This window comes from Vibrio sp. 10N.222.54.A3, from assembly GCF_041474095.1.
Taxonomy (GTDB): domain Bacteria; phylum Pseudomonadota; class Gammaproteobacteria; order Enterobacterales; family Vibrionaceae; genus Vibrio; species Vibrio crassostreae_C.
Genome location: NZ_JBFRTN010000007.1, coordinates 23,373 through 42,443, shown reverse-complemented (window position 1 = coordinate 42,443; position 19,071 = coordinate 23,373). Strand labels below are relative to the sequence as shown.

Genomic DNA, 19,071 nt, shown 5'->3' with positions numbered 1-19,071 from the left:
ATCTGTGAGTATCTGCGTGAACGCCCCACTTTTGTCTGTTGACCACCTAACGATCAAAACCTCTTCGAGAACCCTTTTCCAAGATATCCACTTCGATGTTTATCGCGGTGAGCTGTTGGCGATCATGGGACCGTCAGGCATTGGTAAGTCGATGCTTTCTCGCGCTATTGCCGGGTTTCTGCCAGAGACGATTGAAGTTGAAGGTCATATTTCTCTATCTGGTGAAGCTGTGTGTGGTTTGCCTATGTTGCAAAGAACTGCCACACAGCGCCCCGCAGTTATCTTCCAAGATGCGCTTCAAGCTTTGAACCCTCTGGTTTCAATAGAAGGTCAACTCTGCCTTGCCTTGACGGGAACTCGCACTAAGCTTAAATCAAAAGAAAAAATTCAAATTACCGAGTTGCTGAATCAACTTGGTTTTCCTAATCCAGAAACCATCTTGCCGTTGTACCCGAGCCAAATTTCGGGTGGGCAACGCCAACGTGTGTGTATTGCGATTGGCTTGCTGAGTAACGCCGATATTATCATCGCCGATGAACCAACCAGTGCGTTAGATCCGGTGACAGAGCAAGAGATACTTAAGCTGATTCGACACAATGTTAAACAGCGTCAAATTGGTGGTTTACTCATCACCCATGACCTGCATAGCGCGTTGGCGTGTGACAAGCTGTTAGTCATCGATGATGGTGGTGTGGTGGCTTACGGTGCACCGAAACATGCACTTGAGTCGAGCTCTCACGCTTTCTGCTGTTCATTGAGAGACTTAATCGAATGAGCTCGACCTTATCACTAAACTCAGAAGCCTCGCCATTAATGCCAGTGACTGATTCAGAAACACAAACACCGATAGAGATTAAGTTCGACAATGTGAGTGTTCACTACTACTCCGTACCAAGTTGGTTGGGTGGTAAAGCGTTCAAAGCGCTACAGAACATTGACCTTAAGGTTGAAGACAAAAGCTTAGCGATTGTTGGGCGTTCTGGTGCGGGGAAATCAACGTTGATTGAACTGCTATTTGGCCTTAAAGCGCCAACCGTTGGTCAAATAAACTTGTTCGGTTATTCGCTCCCAATTCGCGATAGCAAAGCGCAAGCAACGGTGTGTCGCTTGATTCAATTGGTGCCTCAAGAGCCCCACACTAGCCTCAACCCTTACTATACCGTTCGACAGATCTTAGCCGAACCTCTAAGTAACTTAGATGTTTCGGGTAATCATGAAACCATCATTGAAGAGACGCTATTGGACGTGGGCTTACCTGCCACTTTGTTATCACTGAAACCTAATCAGCTTTCTACAGGTCAAGCTCAACGTGTGGCTATTGCTCGGGCTCTTGTCGTTAGACCCGCAGTGCTGGTGGCCGATGAACCTACTGCCAGCCTTGACCCAGTGAATCGCCAAAGGTTGTTGGACTTGGTTAATTCATTAAAAAAGAAGCGCGATATGCGCCTTATTTTGGTTACTCACGATTTAGGTGCCGCAAAAGCCCTTTGTGAAGAAATACTGGTACTCGACCATGGTGAAATGGTGGAGCACGGACCGACCGATCAAGTGATGAGTAAACCTGCTCATCCTGCGACTCAGATGCTGATCGAGTCTCAGCCTCTTTCGAATTCTACTTGTTAACACAACCTTATTTATTACGAAATACAGCTTATTAACGAAATACAGCTACAGAGAAAAAATAATTATGCGTTTTAATTCAATCAAACTGGCTTGCACGCTTGCGTTGGCTCTGCCTTTGACGGGCTGTTTTGACTCTCAACCAGGGTCTAGCGATGCCGCAGTAAAATCTGAAATTCGAGTTGCGATGATGCAACCACCAAGAACGGGTTTATCGCCACTTTCTGATGACGCTTTTAAGTTATCTCGTTGGAGCACAGCAGAAACTCTGGTTAACCTGAGCCCAACCTCAGAAGCAGAACCTATGCTAGCAACGGATTGGAAACATCTTGATCCTCTGACTTGGCAGTTCACGATTCGCCAAGGCGTTAAATTCCATGACGGTTCGACATTAACGGCAAACTCTGTAGTGAACTCTCTACAAAAAGCGCTTGAAGCAGCACCTAAGCCGCGCATCCTAGATGGAGTAGAGCTAGAAGTGAAAGCGATGGACAACTACCGTGTAGAGATTAAAACCAGCTTTGATGACCCTCTTCTACCAAGCCGTTTATCAAGCCCTCAATTAGCGATCCTAGCAGCAAGTGCTTATCAAGAAGATGGTCGTGTTAGTCCAATTGGCGCAGGTACTGGCCCGTTTGAGCTGACTGAAATCAACGGCACAACCAGCGCGAAACTGAAACGTTTTGACGGCTACTGGGGCGAAAAAGCGCAAGTAGAATCTGTAATTGCAGAATACGTTCCTAATGGTTTTGCTCGTGCTGCAGCACTGAGAACCGGCACGGCTGACGTCGTTGAAGCGGTACCCGTTTCACAAATCGCGACCATTGATCCGAACCTACTTTACGAAGTGGCAATGCCTCGTACTAATACGCTTTACCTGAACAACAAGTCAGGCGTATTCAGCGATATTAACTTGCGTAAGGTAGCGGCGGCTGCGGTAGACCGTGAGCAAATCGTGAATACTGTTTATGAAAACCACGCGGACATCGCACAAGGCCTATTAGGTCCTGCACTTGCTTGGGCTGAGCCGATCCGACCTGAAGGTCAAGCAATCGACAAAACGCTAAAAGCAAACGGTGAAAGTATTGTTATCGGTACCTTTACCGACCGTGCAGAGCTTCCAGAAGTGGCAGCGCTACTGAAGCAACAACTTGAAGCGGCTGGTTTCAAGGTTGAGCTGGATATTCGTGAATACGCTCAGATCGAGAACGATGCGCTATCTGGTAAGTTCGACGCGTTTATCCTTTCTCGTGCAACGGTTCTAGATTCGGGTGACCCAGTGGCTTACATGATGAGCGACTTTGGTTGTAAGGGTTCATTCAACCTTGGCCAGTTCTGTTCTCAAGAGGTAGATAAAGCACTGAATCACGCTGATTTGCAACCACTAGGTGCACTACGTCAGCAAGCGATCATCGAAGCCGAGCAAAAAATCCTTAACGACTTCGCGGCTATTCCACTGCTTCACGAACGTGTGATTCAAGGTGAAAGCGAGCGCGTGAGCAATGTGGTTCGTGACCCAAGTGAGCGCCGTTTAGTTGACCAAACTACACAGATCAAACAAGCGAAACAGGCTAACTAAATAGATGCTATCTGCTGAGACTCTGCGTCGAACCTTATTTCTCTTGACGCCTTGGTTATCAAGAATCGCCTCACTGATTGTGGTGGTGATTCTTGTTGGCTTGATGCCTGATATCGCGGGCATCGACCCAAGCCAATCCATTCTGCGTGCGAGGGCGGGGCAACAACACCTGCTTACGCCTGAAGCTTTAGCAGCGGTGCGTGCTGATCTTCAGCTTGACCGTTCGGCAAGTGAGCGCTTGATCGACTGGATAGGAAGCGCTTTTTCGGGTGACCTAGGTAAATCCTGGATTGATGGATCTTCGGTTGCGTTAGGTATTCAAAAAACAGCGTCGACATCTCTGTTTTTGATGTCGAGCGCATTGGTGATGACTTTTGCACTGTGCGGTGCAGGTTTACTTGCTACCTTGCGCAGTTGGAAGAAGGGCAAACTAGGGCAGAGTTACAGCAGTTTAAGTACGGTATTAATATCGTTGCCAGAGTATGTAGTGGCCTCGGTATTAATACTGGTGTTCTCTATCTGGTTAGGTTGGCTGCCGCCGTATGGTTGGCAAGGTTGGCAAGATATCTGGCTACCGAGTTTAGCGCTCGCACTGCCTGCTAGTGGCCTATTTAGCCGCCTACTCAGAGACAGTTTACAACGCGTTTTAAATGAACCTTGGGTGATCACCTGGCTTAGTGCCAACGTTCACTCCAACCAAATTATTCGCTTTGCGCTGAAAAGAGCGCTGAGCAGCCTGATCCCACAAATCGCGATGATCGTGATTGGTTTGACTGGTGGCGCGGTCGCGGTTGAGCTTATCTTCTCGATTCCGGGTATCGGGCGCATGATTCTAGGCGCAGCTAAGGCGCAAGACTTGCCGATGCTGCAAGGTGGCCTGTTGGTGCTGCTACTGTTTTCAATTGCTGTGAGCAGCATGAGCTTGTTTGTTCAACAGCTGATTCTGGGTCACAGCCTGAAAAGCGGTAAGCTCATTAGTAGCCACTCTTCGTTTCGCTTTACACAAAGCCGCAACAAGCGTGCTGTTGCTTTTTCAATATTCTCATTCCTGATTGCTATCGTGGTTTGGGCTGCATTTCGTGACCCATACACCAGTCAATTTTCTCGTTTAGCAGATCCAAGTTGGCAAGCGCCTTTGGGTGCGGATGGCATTGGCCGAGATCTGTTAGCGAGAATCGGCTCGGGCATGGTCTCGACCTTCCAGGCCGGTATTTTGGCAACGTTCTTGAGCTTGGTGACGGGCATCATCATGGGTTTCAACACCCGCTTTAGCCAAGGCCTTATCGAGATCACCAAGGGGATCCCATATATTATCGCAGGCTTGCTTGTTGCAGGTTTAACGGGGATGAATCCGAACAGCGCATTAATCGCGATTGTATTGGTGTCGTGGGCGCCGTTAGCCGCCCACTGCTCAAGCTTGATCGTAGAAGCCAAGGCTCAACCATATACGCACCTCGCGCCATTGTGGGGAACTAGCAAGCTTCGAATCTTCCGTTTCTACTTGCTTCCTTATGTATTGCCACCTTTGCTAAGGCACGCGATGTTGAGGCTACCCGTCATCACTCTGAGCCTGACCTCGCTAAGCTTCATCGGTTTAGGTGCGAAACCGCCTGCACCGGAATGGGGTTTGATGATTGCAGAAAACTTGCCCTACATTGAACGCGCACCATTGGCAGTCATGGGGCCAATCGTTGGGCTGATTCTGTTAGGTGCGGCAATTAACATGATGTTTGATGATTAACGAAAAAGAACAGGCTGCTTAAGTTTTCGACGTGCTATTCGATTGAGTGTTCGATTTGCTTTTTATGTTGTAACCTTGAGCCTGTTTTTTAGAATTGGCTTTCGGATCGGTTGTCGATCGGTTTTTAGCTTACTTAAGTGTTCAGCGTTAAGGGTTCAACATGTATCTCGTTTTGTATTGCCACAATATTGGTATGACCGACTTTTCCTTTTTTGAAACGGAAGACTTTGACAAAGAAGAGGGCTATATCGTGCGAGGTAAATGGCCGAATGAGAAAGCGTTTCGTGATTACTTAACCAAAGAGTTTGGTGACATGAGCGAGTTCCAAGTGATCGACTTGATCGCCAAAGGTGCAGAAGCAGAACACTACTCGCCAGAAGAGTTGATGCGCTTAGCTCAGTAGCCGTTAGATCAGCAATATCTAGCTCGGTAATACGTTTTAAATCGAATAAAGAAATGGCAGCCTGATTGGGCTGCCATTTTTCGTTTTAGGTTAAAGCTAATACCTTTTGCATCGTGAATGGTGCTACTGCGCCACTTCGTCCACCAAGTACAAGATTGACTGATACGGAATGCCACTGTGATGTGACAAACCGATCTCACAGGTTCGACTGTTACTGAAGCCACGAGTACAGTTGCTCGGCACTTGCTCTTTGAGTGGGTGTATCGCCGCTTCATTCAGCTCTGGCGTGGTAAAACCTTTATCACCCGCCCAACCACAGCATTGAATATGCTCAGGAACAATCACCTCTTCGGTACAGGCTTTGGCAAGGTTCAACATCGCGCCTTCTAAGCCCATTCGACGAGAACTACAAGTCACATGCAGCATTACGGTTTCTTGCAGTGGCTCAAGTGTCAGATGTTCAAGCAAATATTGATTCACAAACCCTGTTGGCTCTAACACCTCTAATGGCTTGGTGAACTGTTCAATACTGCGTTTAGCACATGGGCTGGTATCCATCAATATTGGGTATTCACCCTGACGACTGGCTTGCCATAGCACTTCTTCCAACTGCTGAGCCTTCGACTGTGCTAAGTCGGTCATTCCTTTGCTGTCGTAAGGCATACCACAGCATTGGTCATCTAGCTTCTTCGGTAGAATTACCTCGAATCCTGCCTTGTTGAGCAAAGACATGGTCACTTCAGTAAGAGGACGTTGGTCGCCCGCATCACTTTGTTGCCCCATGGTTCGACTGGCACACGAAGGGAGGTAAACTACTTTCTTCGCGTTGTTCGATGTTTCGGCTGTCATTGGTGAAGCCGTGAGGGAGTGATTGTTGGATTGCGGCATCTCTGGCATCCAAATCGGTGTCGCGCCTTTGGTCACTGAGCGTAGGCCATTGGTAAGCTTGCCGACCGTGTTGGCGCCCAGAACCTTACTCGCCACTTGGTTGGTTTTGAGGCCAGCCTTGGTCAGCTTAGTGGTGGTCGAGAAATGATCCGCTGTCCACTTAGCGATTGGTGTGAACTTCTCATACTTGGCAACACGAAGCTTCTTCACTAAGTCACCCGTATTAATGCCTACCGGACAGCGCTCAGCACACAGGCCTGTTGCCGCGCAGGTATCAATGCCTTGGTATTCGAAGGTTTTCTCTAGTTCACTGGCTTCTATCTCTTCACCTGCTTCTCGGCGGCGTTGCAGTTCTCGGTACAACACAATACGTTGGCGAGGTGACAAGGTCAGTGTGCGAGACGGGCAAACAGGCTCACAGAATCCACACTCAATACAGCGGTCAACAAGGTCGTCGGCAGCAGGCATTGGTTTTAGGTCGGTGATGTGGGAATTTGGATTGTCGTTGATGATAACGCCGGGGTTGAGCAGCCTTTCTGGGTCAAACAGCGCTTTGATCTGTTGCATCAAGGCATAGCCATCTTTGCCCCATTCCAATTCCACATAAGGTGCCATGTTTCGGCCCGTGCCGTGTTCCGCTTTCAGTGAACCTTGATACTTCACTGCAACTAGCTCGGCAACGTCATCCATGAAACCGCCGTAGCGATCGATTTCTGTTTGGCTGTCGAAGCCTTGGGTAAACACAAAATGAAGGTTGCCTTCGAGTGCATGGCCGAAAATGATCGCTTCGCTGTAGTCGTATTTATCGAACAACTCTTGCAGCTCTCGAATACCGTTAGCCAGGTTTTCAACAGGGAAAGCCATGTCTTCGATGATAACGGTTGTGCCAACTTCACGAACGGCCCCAACTGCTGGGAACATGCCTTTTCGAATGCCCCACAGGGTTGCAACAGTCTTTGGATCGGACGTAAAAGGGACCGATTCAACAATCGTGTAATCAGCCAATGCATCCAAAATTGATTTACATTGTAAATCTAAGTCCTGCTGGGAGCTGGCGTGTGATTCCACCAAAATAGCCGCCGCTTCTAAATCTAGGTTTGGCATAAACGCAGGCATACCCGGTTTATCCGCGACAGAACGTAGCGCCCTGCCGTCCATCAACTCAACGGCTGCAACCGGAGTTTTGGATAATGTAGTTACGGCTTTACTTGCTTGCTCGATGTCGGCAAACACCAATAGCGCTGAAGCTTTGTTCGGGTGTTCAATCACCGTGTTGTAAGTGATCTCGGCTATGAAGCCTAGTGTGCCTTCTGAGCCAATCATCAGGTGTTTTATGATCTCAATTGGGTCGTGGTAATCGACCAATGCATTGAGCGCGTAGCCGGTGGTGTTTTTAAGACGGTACTTGTGGCGGATTCTGTCTGCCAGTTCTTGATTTGAGCTAGTCTGTCTGTGTAAATCAATAATGCCTTCAAACAACGTTTTGTGTGATTGCTTGAAAGCTTCAACGCTGGCGTTATCTGCCGTATCAAGCAGGGAACCATCACTCAATACGATTTTCATGCTCTCGACGGTGCGATAGGAGTTTTGCGCAGTACCACAACACATACCGCTGGCGTTGTTCGCGGCAATACCGCCAATTTTACAGGTGTTGATAGAGGCTGGGTCTGGGCCGATTTTACGTTGGAAAGGGGCGAGGTATTTGTTAGCATCAGCACCAATCACACCCGGTTGAAGGATAATCTGATTGCCGTTGTCGACGATTTCATGGCCACGCCAGTCGTCGGTCAGAGTAATAAGTACCGAGTCTGAAACGGCTTGGCCTGAAAGGCTGGTACCCGCAGCGCGAAAGGTAAAATGAATGCCCAGTTCGCGACAGCTTTGAATAGTGAATATCACTTCATCTAAGTTTTTCAGCCTTAGAACCATTTTCGGTACCAAGCGATAGAAACTCGCATCGGTGCCGTAAGCCAAGCGCTTTGCCTCTTGTGTGACAATGCGTTCTGTTTCTATTCTTTGAGCCAGTATCGCTTCAAGCTGCTTATAAGCTTGTGGATCTACTACTCGCTCATGGGATGTGTTTGTCTCCATCTTTGCTTCCTTGTGCTTCTTATTTGGCACTGATTTGCTTTTTTGTTTTTTTATTTTATTTTCCAGTGCTTAAACGGTGTCACAACGGCAGTGGAATTGCTGTGACACCGATTGAACTTCGGTCTAAGTAGACCAAAGCATTACAGTGAATCAACGGACTTAATCTAGCCCCACCAAAGATTCACGGGTTAAGTCTTTGATTGTCTTGGCGCCAGTTAGAGTCATCGCAACGCGCATCTCTTTGTCGTACAGGTCGAGTAGGTTCTCAACGCCTGCTTGTCCTTGAGCCGCTAACGCGTAGACGAATGAGCGGCCAAGTAAGGTGCAATCTGCGCCCATCGCCATCATGCGCACTACATCTAAGCCAGTACGAATGCCAGAGTCGACCAGAATTTTGGTGTCGCCTTTAACTGCATCAGCAATCGAAGGCAGCGCTTTGGCACTTGATAGAACGCCGTCAAGCTGGCGGCCGCCGTGGTTTGAAACCACAATGCCGTCTGCGCCAAATCTCACCGCATCCTTTGCATCTTCTTCATCAAGAATGCCCTTGATGACCATTGGACCGTCCCAGAAATCACGAATCCACTCTAGATCTTTCCATGAAATCGACGGGTCGAAGTTATCACCTAACCAACCGATGTAGTCTTCCAGCTTGGTAGGAGAACCACGATAAGTAGAGATGTTGCCTAGGTCGTGTGGTTTACCCAGTAAGCCGACATCAACTGCCCAGCTAGGATGACGCATAGATTGGAATACGCGGCGTACTGCTGCATTTGGACCACTCATTCCTGAGTGCATGTCACGGTAGCGAGCGCCGGGTACGGGCATATCCACGGTGAAGACCAGTGTTGTGACGCCAGCGGCTTTAGCGCGTTCAAGAACGTTCTTCATGAAGCCACGGTCTTTTAACACGTAAAGTTGGAACCACATTGGGCGTTCAATCTTAGGTGCAACTTCTTCAATCGGACATACCGACACGGTCGACATGGTAAAAGGGATGCCTTTGTTGTCGGCGGCTTTTGCTGCTTGTACTTCACCGCGTCTTGCGTACATACCCGTTAAACCAACAGGCGCCAGTGCGATTGGCATCGCTAGCTTCTCGCCAAATAGTTCGGTTTCCAAATTTAGGTCCGACATGTCGTTGAGTACGCGTTGTTTTAGCGCAATCTCAGCTAGGTCAGCCGTGTTGCGACGTAGGGTATGTTCTCCGTAAGAGCCACCATCAATGTAGTGGAAAAGAAACGGTGGTAATTTCGCTTTTGCTGCGGCGCGGTAATCAGTCGATGCGGATATGATCATAATTTCAGTCCTAAATTCTTGGGATGTTGCTCTTCTTTGAGAGCTTGGTTTGGGCTGCTTTAATTCGGGAAAATGGCGTTAATACCCATGGGTGTTGATGTGCTCTAGTATCCATCCCGGAACTCATCAACTGTCTTATTAGACGGTGTCGCTGTCGGGGAATTGAGTATTAACGCCAAGTGCTTTTGAACGACTTATGGTTTACATAAGTGCGTCGGTCATTTTGAATCCGTAGATAACCACTAGGCCGATGATGCCTGTCATCACCAAGTAGTAGAACGTTGGAATGATTGTCTTACGTAGGGTTGCACCTTCGCGTCCTAGCAAGCCAACAGTTGCTGATGCCGCTACCACGTTGTGAATCGCAATCATGTTACCTGCTGCTGCACCAACGGCTTGTAGAGCAACAACCACCGCACTAGAGATAGTCAGAGTCTGCGCTACTTCGAATTGGAACTGGCTGAACATCATGTTTGAAACTGTGTTCGAACCTGCAATGAAGGCACCTAACGCACCAACCGTTGCACTCAATGCTGGGAATGCGCTACCAACGAGGTCAGCTGCGAAGTTTGCCGTGGTTACGGGCATACTTGCTAAATCTGCGCCGTTCACACCAGAGTTAATGAAGATACGAACCATTGGGATGGTGAACACCAACACAAAGCCTGCGCCAATCAGAGTCTTGCTCGATTCACCGAAGGCTTTAGCCAGTGGCGTTGCGCTGCGAGATTGCATGAGAACAGCAACCAGCGCGACGAAGACCAAGATACCGCCCGGTAGATACAGAGGCTGAATCGCAGTGCTCACACCGGTTTCACCAAGGATGTTGCTGAACGATAGGCTAACGCTCTTCAGTAGGCCTTTGAATTCAGGGCTCACGCGGCTCGCAACCAAGGTCACCGCTAGCAGCACGTATGGTGCCCATGCCATCGCCATGCTCATCTTCTTATGGCCTTGATTGTTGTCGTCAAGGTCGATTTTCAGAGAACCTAGCCATTCTGCAGGCCACTTGTCTTCGCTCTCAAAATCCCATTTTGATTTAGGTACTAGGAAGCCGCGTTTTGCTGCTGTTACAACAATCGCAAGGCCAACCAAACCACCAATCAGTGATGGGAACTCAGCACCTAGGAAAACACCCGTTAGTGCGTAAGGAATGGTGAAAGCGGCACCTGCGAACAGTGCGAATGGCAGGATATCAAGACCTTCAGTCCAGCTTTTGTTCTTACCGAAGAAGCGAGTCAGCATCATCGCCATCAATACAGGCATCATCACACCAACAGAAGCATGAATTAGCGCAACACTTGATGTGATCTGTTGTAGGTAAGCATCCCATGTTGAACCATTGGCAATCAGGCTTTCACCGATGTTGTGCGTATCCAAACCTTTGTTTACGCCAACAATGATAGGTGTACCAACCGCGCCAAACGATACCGGCGTAGATTGAATCATCATGCCCATCAGTACCGCAGCTAATGCTGGGAAGCCGATTGCAACGAGTAAGGGAGCGGCGATTGCAGCGGGTGTGCCGAAGCCAGATGCGCCCTCAATGAATGAACCAAAACACCAAGCAATGATGATCGCTTGTACACGACGGTCTGCTGATATGTCAGTAAATCCGTTGCGGATGGTGGTGATAGCTCCGGTGTGTTTCAAAGTGTTTAATAAGAAGATGGCGCCAAACACAATCCAGAGAACCGACACGGTAATGCCGAAGCCTTGGAATACTGAAGCCAGCACGCGAGTGCTAGACATATCCCATGCGAATAGGGCGATAGCAACGGTTAATGCAAATGCCACGGGCATCGCTTTTTTTGCAGGCCAGTTAAGGCCAACCAGCAGAATCGCTGCAACAACTATTGGCGAAAAGGCCAATAATGCTAGTAGAGTTTCACTCATGGGTACTTCCTCGTACTGTTTTCAAACGTTCATGTTTGAAGTAAAGATCACGTTATGGTTTGTCATTATTTGAATCGCTTTGGCCTCTAAACGGGAACCTTCTTTAGGCGAATCTTGTAATTGGAATGACTGTTTTTGTAATTGTTTTGTTAATTTGGCGTGAATTTACCCCTTTATTTTTTATTGATATAGGGAAATAATGAAAATAATTAATTCCAAAATTGGCATAATCAGATGCGAGCAGACGATTTGATCCTGTTTTCACAGGTGGTAGAACTAGGCAGCTTCAGTAAGGTGGCAGAGCAAAATAACCTTACAAATTCGGTAGTTAGTAAAAGAATTGCGCGTTTAGAGGAAGAGGTTGGCGTGCAATTATTATATCGAACCACGCGTAAATTGACCTTGACTGAGGCGGGCAAGGCAATGTTACACGGGGCCAAAAATGTGAAGCAGGCAGCTCAAGAGGCTATGGACGCAGTTTCAGGCTTTGGTGAAAATGTCAGTGGTCATATCAAAATGTCAGTGCCTACTATCTCCGGAGATTTGATTCTCGCAGACGCTGTGGCCGAGTTTTGTAATATGCACCCAGGTTTAACGGTCGATATGTCTCTGAATAATCGCTTTGTCGACTTGGTTGAGGATGGTCTCGATTTGGTGATTCGTACCGGCTACTTGGAAGACTCCAGCTTAATTGCCCGTCATATATTGGACTCTCAATGGGTGGTATGTGCTTCTCCGTCTTATATCGCCAAGAATGGTAAGCCGATGCAGCCCAAGGACTTGGTTGAGCACAATTGTCTGCAATACGCTTATCAAACAACGGGTGCTAGCGAATGGCAGTTTCTGCATAGTAAAGATGGCTTTACTGATAACGACAAATACATCGTGCGTGTCTCGGGATCATTTTCTACCGACAACGCGACGGCACTAAGAAAAGCGGCGTTGGGCGGCCATGGTGTGGCGTACGTGCCACGTTGTCTGGTTTATCACGATATTCGTAATGGTCAGCTGGTGGATATCTTCCCTGATTTGGTGGGGAAAAAGTTGGGTATTTATGCGGTGTACCCGTTCACTCGTCAGCCACCGAACAAGATTAAGTTATTGATTGAACACATCAGAACGCGTTATCTGACGATTTCACATTATTTTTAATAAGGATCACGATGAGCTATTTAAAAGAGTATCAATATCCAGTCACCAACAAACAGATCGTCAGCGATGACTATTTTGGTCAGATAGTCGAAGACCCATATCGCTGGTTAGAAGACGACAGAAGCGACGAAACCGCGCAGTGGGTGGCGAGCCAAAATGAGGTCACGTTCGATTACCTTGCTCAAATTCCGTATCGCGATGACCTGCGAGAGCGATTAGCGAAAGCGCAAGACTACAAAAAGAGCTCGCAGCCGTTTGTTCGAGGTGAGTACACCTATTTCTATAAGAACGATGGCCTGCAGAATCACAGCATTCTCTATCGTCACAAAGAAGGGCAACAAGAAGAAATTTTCCTAGATCCGAATACTTTCTCGGAAGATGGCACTACATCACTGGGTGCGGTGTCGTTTTCTAAAGATTACAGCCTAGTGGCGTACAGTATTTCAGAGGGTGGTAGCGACTGGCGTAAGATCTTCGTGATTGATACCGAGACTAAACAGCAGCTTGAAGCCGAAATCACTGACGCCAAATTTACTGGTATTTCTTGGTTGGGTAATCGCGGCTTTTATTACTCTAGTTACGACAAGCCAGACGGCAGTGAACTCTCTGCTCGTACTGAGCAACACAAGCTGTACTTCCATGAGTTGGGTACAGAGCAAGCTAGCGACAAAGTTATCTTTGGTGAGAACAACGCTGAGCAGCACCGCTATGTATCAGGCTATACCACCGAAGACGACCGTTACTTGATCATTCTAGGGCGAGAGTCGACATCGGGTAATAGACTGTTCTATATCGATTTAAACTCACCAGAACAACAGCTGAACACGCTGATTGATCATGTGGATAGCGATACGTACCTCATCGATAACCAAGATGAAGTCTTTATTTTATACACCAATCTCGATGCGCCTAATGGCAAGGTGGTGAGCTTTGATACTCGCAGTCAACAGTGGCTCGATATCATTCCTGAAAAGCCACAGCCGTTAGATATCAGCACTGGCGGTGGTTACTTGTTTGCTCATTACATGGTCGATGTGGTGTCTAAGATTGAGCAGTTGGATTACCAAGGTAATCGAGTTCGTGAAATTCATTTGCCTGGGCTGGGAACGGCCAGTGGCTTAGGTGGAAAAAACGAGCAAACTCAGCTTTATTACACCTTTACCAACTATGTAACGCCGCCAACGATTTTCTCTTTCGATGTCGAATCTGGCAATTCTGAAATCTACCAACGCTCTGAGTCTCCGTTTGAGTCGGATCAATTTGAGTCTAAACAAGTCTTCTATACCTCGAAAGATGGCACCAAGGTTCCGATGCTTATCTCTTATAAGAAGGGATTAGTGTTAGATGGCAATAATCCAACCATGTTGTACGCCTATGGTGGCTTTAACGTTAGCCTAACGCCTTCTTTCTCGGGCACTGTGGGCAGTTGGTTGGAGCTTGGCGGTGTGTATGCGGTGCCGAACCTACGTGGTGGTGGCGAATACGGTAAGGCGTGGCACAAAGCCGGTACACAACAACAAAAACAGAATGTATTTGATGACTTCATTGTTGCTGCGGAGTTCTTAATCGAAGAAAACTACACCTGCAATGATAAGTTAGCGATCCGCGGCGGTTCTAACGGAGGCTTGTTGGTTGGCGCTTGCATGACACAAAGGCCTGAGTTGTTCCAAGTGGCTTTACCTGCGGTTGGGGTGTTGGACATGTTGCGTTACCACACATTCACGTCTGGTGAAGGCTGGGCGTACGACTACGGTACATCAACGCAGAACAGAGAGATGTTCGAATATCTGCTTGGCTATTCTCCGGTTCATAATGTGGTGCGTGGCACGGATTACCCTGCGACATTGGTTACTACAGCTGATCACGATGATCGCGTGGTACCTGCTCACTCTTATAAATTCATTGCAGAGCTGCAAGATAAGCATGAAGGCGGTGCCCCCGTGATGATTCGTATCGACGTCAATGCGGGCCATGGTGCTGGAATGCCGCTGAGTAAAGCGATCGATCTCACTGCTGATATCTACGCATTTACCCTGTTCAATATGGGAATTGAGTCCCTAGATTCATTTTAGCGAATACTTGATTTTAGATAACTGGGTATTTTACTCAGACCAAAAATCCTCAAAATCTGCCTTAGATTTTGAGGCTTTTCATATATATGAAAACCAATCAAAGCTGCATCGTATTTCCTTCACTTTCACACTCTGTTTTCCGTGATAGCCGCCACCATTACTGATGAAATGAAAGCGATTTCAAGCTGATATTTCTCGCATTTTTGTTCATAACTCATTGATCTCAATGCGGTAGTTTTCTCCGTGAATTTTCTAAAAGTTTCATGGCATTTAAGCTGATTTATCAGTGTGAACAGCGACCAACTTTTCAACTCTTTCATTGCTTAATATTTCCCTGTTCGATGAAAACTCAAAAAAATAATAGGGAAATACAATGCAAAAATTTAAGCTTTTGCCAATAACGGTCGCAGTGGCGGCATCGCTTGCTTCACTCTCTTCTTTTGCTGCTGATACTAATATCGAAGCATTAGAAAAACGAATCCAAGAGTTAGAATCAAAGGTTGTGGATATTGATTATGTCAACGATCAACAGCCCGCAGTTTTAACAGCAGAAACTAAGGTGCCAGATGGCATCGTCTTCTCTGGTTATGCTCGTTACGGCGCTCACTACAAGAGCGGTGATGAGCGTTACGTAGACATCGGTACAACAGGTCGTTCTGTCGGTCGTTTGGGTAACGAAGCTAATGGTGGTGAGGTTCAGCTAGCTAAGCTTTTCCAAGCTGACAATGGTGCGATTTGGGACATCGTATTCATGGCTGACCACTGGGAAGCAGACGCTTGGGCTGACGACGGCGGCCTGAGTATGAAAAAAATGTACGCAGGTGTAACTAACGTATTTGAAAGCCAACCAGAACTTTATATGTGGGCTGGTCGCGACTTCCATCAACGTCCGCAACAAGGTTTGAACGATTACTTCTGGATGACACACGATGGTCAAGGCGCTGGCTTTAACAACCTAGATTTCGGTGGCGCTAAGCTAGATATGGGCTTTGTTGGCCAAGTGAAAGGCGGCCTCGTAAATGACAATGGCCGATACGCCGTGACAGCGAAGCTACACAGTATTGACGCAGGTATTGGTAATCTGGATTTTTACGCGAACTACGGTTTTGCATCGAGCGAAGCGGATACGTCTGCGACGACTGAGTACGTATACGATCCAGTGACAGATTCAATGCAGCCTGTCGTGACTCAAGGACAAAAAGTCAGTGATGAAACGGCCTACCTTGTGGGTGCGACTCTTGGGCTAGGCGATTCTAACAAGTTGGTTGTTAAGTATGGTGACGGTGCAGATTCATCGGTATATGACCTTAAAGGTGATTACCAGACTTTGTATGCAAGTGTTGAGGGTAGCTACGCGGCATCTGAACAGTTCATCATCGATTACTTAGTGTCTTACAAAGACAATTCTGGCTCAGACTTAGATCGTGAGAATACTGAATACGCGGGTATCGTTCGTCCACAGTACCAATGGGATGATGTTCACTCTACATGGTTAGAAGCTGGCTACGGCATGGTTGATTACGATGACGACGGTGAAGAGAACGCGTGGAAAGTAACGCTGTCTCAAAACGTTTCTCTAGGTGGCTTACCTTGGAGTCGTCCAATGCTTCGCTTCTACACAACCGTGGGTGATGTAGAAACGAAAGGCAACACAGTGAAGACAACCAATGTTGATACATTGTCGTTCGGCGCAATGTTTGAAGCTTGGTGGTAATCACAGGTATAGAAAGCGCTGCTCTTTGAATTTGGCATATTTTCAAGGAGCCATGCTTTCAAATATCTATGCTTGTTAAGAGCACGTAATACTGTCCATTTTAGCCCTAAAGGCAGATTGATTAGGGCACGTTTCAATTAACTCCATTCTTGGGCACATTTTTGTGCCCTTTTTTTCGCCACTAGATCAAGGAATAACGATGAGACTTTCTTCCATCGTGTCTCGAGTTTATTTAGGTTTCTTCACGCTGATAGTAATCATGCTGGGTAGCGCATGGTTGAGTATTAGCAGCAACAAGAACATAACCTCACACATCGAAACCATCACTCAACAAGCCACTCCTTTAATGCTCCAATCCTCCACGCTCACCATTCGTTTTTTGGACATTAATCGCAGCACTACTCCCTATTTATCCGCCAACTACATTGATGAGCTCGAACCGCTGAAACAAACCGTTTTGAGTAATATCGAGCAATATCAGCAGCAGTTAAATTGGTTTGATGGCAAGGCTGAATCGGGCTCACCACTTGAACCCATACTCCAAAATATTGAAGAAACGGGCGTTGCCACCATCAATAAGGTAGAGCAGTCCTTAAACTTATACGTCTCTTATTTGGATAGTAAAGATCTCGGTTCGATGGATCAGGAACAATTTCAATCTGTGGTAGGACAACTCAATAACACCTTGGTTAATCAATTGGCGAGTACGAGTTCGGGCAACACGCAAAAAGCGGTAGAAGCCTTGTTGGTTCAGTTGAGTTTGATTGCAGCAGAAGCGAATGAAGCTTTCTCTCTGCAAACTTCATCGGAGGTTCGTGGTGTTGAGCGTCGCCTACAAAGCCGTAAAGAGCGATTCGAACAAGCTGTATCAGACTTGGATAATCTGGACTCATCTTTGCTACGCCGCAGTAAACAGTCTTTATCACTGCTCGCTTCACATGTATTTTCAGCGCAAGGATCTGTGTCAACGCATATGGAAACCGTGAAGCTACATGAGAGCATTGCTCAGCAAAGAGTGGAGATCGAACAGCTCATTGATGTGCAGTTAAGCCATTTTGATGAGCTTTCTATGTACGCGGAAGACACGGCTAAACGTTTATATCACGAGTCGATGGACTTCTCTCATCAAGCACTGTTGATGCAGGCCATCATTGCTATTGGGTCGGTTATTATTGCGCTGCTAATCGGGCTGAACATCGCTAAAGGGATTCGCAAGCCAAGTAAATTACTGCAAAGTGCACTAGACCAAGTCGCCAAAAAAGACTTGAGCGCGATGGTGCAGTATCAAGCCAATAATGAGTTCGGCTCAGTGAGCGACAAGGTCAACTTAGTGATCAGTCATCTGACTCAAATGATTGAGAACATGCGTTATTCGTCGACGTGCTTAAAAGAGGCGTCCATAGAGAATCAAAGCACGAGCCGTTCATTGAGCGAGGCGATGCAAGACCAAACCAATCAGACCGTGATGGTGGCAACAGCTATGGAGCAGATCGAGTGCTCGGTGACCGAAATAACTCAAGCCGCTAATCAAACGCTAACGCTTGTAACCGAAGCGGTGTCGAGTTCCTGTGCTGGTCAGAAGACCATGGATAAAAGCGTCGAGTTAATGGGCAGTTTAGAGCGTAAGTTAGCAGAATCAACAGCGACCATTGACCAGCTCGAAAGCGAAAGTGCCAGCATTGGCTCCATTTTGGATGTGATATCTGGGATCTCTGAGCAAACTAATCTACTGGCGTTGAATGCGGCAATAGAAGCGGCGCGAGCTGGAGAGCAAGGGCGTGGTTTCTCTGTGGTTGCGGATGAGGTTCGAGTGTTAGCAGCGAAAACCAATGCCTCGACGCAAGAGATACACAACAAGATCGAGCAGTTGCAAACTAGCTCTAAACTGGCGGTTGAACAGATCAATCAGTGCATGGTGGGTATGGTTCAATGTGTTGAGCAAACGGGCGAAGTGAATCACTCGATATCGACGGTGTCTGATCTTCTGAACGAAGTAGAGCAAAGAAGCCATCAAATTGCGACCGCGACGACAGAGCATCAAGTCGTTGCCTCTCAAGTCACTCAAAATATCAGTCAGATACACACCTTGGCTGAAGATAACTCGCAACGTTCTCAAGTGCTTTTTTCCCACGGTCAGCAATTAGAAATCATGTCGCAACAGCAATTCTCACTGACTCAAGAGTTTAAGTTACCGAAGCCATCTGAAAATAAGGATTAGACATCTATCTGAGTCTTAATGATTGCATGCCCAGCTTTTTGCTGGGCATTTTTGTGTCGGGTCAACGGAGCATTAATGTGAGTGTTCATGAGATGAAATGTTCTCATACAATTTCGAAAGGCCATTGAAATAACAAGGTCACTTTCCCCGTGTATATTGCCGTCAGCTGCGGATTCATCATCAAATAACGTTTTCAAAAAATGGATGTAGGCGGGCTTGTTTGATCTGACGAACAAGTAACCGAGCGCCATCTTGATAATATGAACAATAATCTCATGAAACTGTTTCATGGCGTGAAGTTAATCTGTAAGCGCTTTCATGATTTCCACAACTGGCCTTTTTACCTCCAACTTTAGTGTGATGACACTCACTTCAACTAAAACGTAATTTCTTAATAA

12 protein-coding genes are annotated in these 19,071 nt (G+C 47.1%); 9 read left to right on the top strand and 3 right to left on the bottom strand.

Annotated features, from left to right (window positions below; genetic code table 11):
• Positions 1-16 precede the first annotated feature (16 nt).
• The 5 genes from AB4507_RS02130 (at position 17) to AB4507_RS02110 (ending at position 5,343) form a co-directional block, all read left to right on the top strand.
• Entirely contained in the window at positions 17-775 is a 759-nt protein-coding gene (locus AB4507_RS02130) for an ATP-binding cassette domain-containing protein (RefSeq protein WP_017061554.1), read from the top strand.
• Complete coding sequence (locus tag AB4507_RS02125) at positions 772-1,623, top strand: ABC transporter ATP-binding protein (protein WP_372182148.1); 852 nt, start codon at positions 772-774, stop codon at positions 1,621-1,623. Before AB4507_RS02130 ends, AB4507_RS02125 begins: the two co-directional genes overlap by 4 nt.
• Positions 1,624-1,687: 64 nt before the next feature.
• The gene (locus AB4507_RS02120) at positions 1,688-3,199 is read left to right on the top strand and encodes an ABC transporter substrate-binding protein (protein ID WP_372182146.1); all 1,512 of its coding nucleotides are present in this window, start codon (positions 1,688-1,690) and stop codon (positions 3,197-3,199) included.
• Positions 3,200-3,203: 4 nt separating this feature from the next.
• Positions 3,204-4,940 (top strand): ABC transporter permease subunit, encoded by a 1,737-nt coding sequence (locus tag AB4507_RS02115; protein WP_104215574.1) that lies wholly within the window; start codon positions 3,204-3,206, stop codon positions 4,938-4,940.
• A 160-nt stretch (positions 4,941-5,100) separates the two neighbouring features.
• Positions 5,101-5,343 carry a hypothetical protein gene (locus AB4507_RS02110; RefSeq protein ID WP_102299817.1) on the top strand — a complete coding sequence of 81 codons (243 nt, stop codon included), beginning with the start codon at positions 5,101-5,103 and terminating at the stop codon, positions 5,341-5,343.
• Between the two features lie 123 nt (positions 5,344-5,466).
• On the opposite strand, the gene AB4507_RS02105 is transcribed toward AB4507_RS02110, so the two are convergent.
• The 3 genes from AB4507_RS02105 to AB4507_RS02095 all read right to left on the bottom strand — a co-directional run bounded on the left by AB4507_RS02105 (position 5,467) and on the right by AB4507_RS02095 (position 11,517).
• On the bottom strand, positions 5,467-8,322 hold the full coding sequence (locus AB4507_RS02105) for an FAD-binding and (Fe-S)-binding domain-containing protein (protein WP_372182145.1): 2,856 nt from the start codon (positions 8,320-8,322) through the stop codon (positions 5,467-5,469).
• A gap of 159 nt (positions 8,323-8,481) precedes the next feature.
• A complete protein-coding gene (lldD, locus tag AB4507_RS02100; protein ID WP_102320301.1) occupies positions 8,482-9,621 on the bottom strand; it encodes an FMN-dependent L-lactate dehydrogenase LldD in 1,140 nt (379 codons plus the stop codon).
• Between the two features lie 201 nt (positions 9,622-9,822).
• The gene (locus AB4507_RS02095) at positions 9,823-11,517 is read right to left on the bottom strand and encodes an L-lactate permease (protein ID WP_372052047.1); all 1,695 of its coding nucleotides are present in this window, start codon (positions 11,515-11,517) and stop codon (positions 9,823-9,825) included.
• A gap of 234 nt (positions 11,518-11,751) precedes the next feature.
• Here AB4507_RS02095 and AB4507_RS02090 point away from each other — a divergent pair, with 234 nt between their 5' ends.
• The 4 genes from AB4507_RS02090 (at position 11,752) to AB4507_RS02075 (ending at position 18,673) form a co-directional block, all read left to right on the top strand.
• Complete coding sequence (locus AB4507_RS02090; protein ID WP_372182143.1) at positions 11,752-12,669, top strand: LysR family transcriptional regulator; 918 nt, start codon at positions 11,752-11,754, stop codon at positions 12,667-12,669.
• 11 nt (positions 12,670-12,680) lie between these two features.
• Positions 12,681-14,741 carry a prolyl oligopeptidase family protein gene (locus AB4507_RS02085; protein WP_372182142.1) on the top strand — a complete coding sequence of 687 codons (2,061 nt, stop codon included), beginning with the start codon at positions 12,681-12,683 and terminating at the stop codon, positions 14,739-14,741.
• A 373-nt stretch (positions 14,742-15,114) separates the two neighbouring features.
• Entirely contained in the window at positions 15,115-16,455 is a 1,341-nt protein-coding gene (locus AB4507_RS02080) for a carbohydrate porin (RefSeq protein WP_372182141.1), read from the top strand.
• 199 nt (positions 16,456-16,654) lie between these two features.
• Positions 16,655-18,673, top strand: a complete 2,019-nt coding sequence (locus AB4507_RS02075) for a methyl-accepting chemotaxis protein (protein ID WP_372182140.1) — start codon at positions 16,655-16,657, stop codon at positions 18,671-18,673.
• Positions 18,674-19,071: the final 398 nt, after the last annotated feature.

Bases quoted from the DNA above. Each gene is read 5' to 3' on its own strand.
- AB4507_RS02090 (WP_372182143.1), top strand. From the start codon at position 11,752: ATGCGAGCAGACGATTTGATCCTGTTTTCACAGGTGGTAGAACTAGGC.
- lldD (WP_102320301.1), bottom strand. From the start codon at position 9,621: ATGATCATATCCGCATCGACTGATTACCGCGCCGCAGCAAAAGCGAAA.
- AB4507_RS02095 (WP_372052047.1), bottom strand. From the start codon at position 11,517: ATGAGTGAAACTCTACTAGCATTATTGGCCTTTTCGCCAATAGTTGTT.
- AB4507_RS02075 (WP_372182140.1), top strand. From the start codon at position 16,655: ATGAGACTTTCTTCCATCGTGTCTCGAGTTTATTTAGGTTTCTTCACG.
- AB4507_RS02120 (WP_372182146.1), top strand. From the start codon at position 1,688: ATGCGTTTTAATTCAATCAAACTGGCTTGCACGCTTGCGTTGGCTCTG.
- AB4507_RS02085 (WP_372182142.1), top strand. From the start codon at position 12,681: ATGAGCTATTTAAAAGAGTATCAATATCCAGTCACCAACAAACAGATC.
- AB4507_RS02125 (WP_372182148.1), top strand. From the start codon at position 772: ATGAGCTCGACCTTATCACTAAACTCAGAAGCCTCGCCATTAATGCCA.
- AB4507_RS02115 (WP_104215574.1), top strand. From the start codon at position 3,204: ATGCTATCTGCTGAGACTCTGCGTCGAACCTTATTTCTCTTGACGCCT.
- AB4507_RS02105 (WP_372182145.1), bottom strand. From the start codon at position 8,322: ATGGAGACAAACACATCCCATGAGCGAGTAGTAGATCCACAAGCTTAT.
- AB4507_RS02080 (WP_372182141.1), top strand. From the start codon at position 15,115: ATGCAAAAATTTAAGCTTTTGCCAATAACGGTCGCAGTGGCGGCATCG.
- AB4507_RS02110 (WP_102299817.1), top strand. From the start codon at position 5,101: ATGTATCTCGTTTTGTATTGCCACAATATTGGTATGACCGACTTTTCC.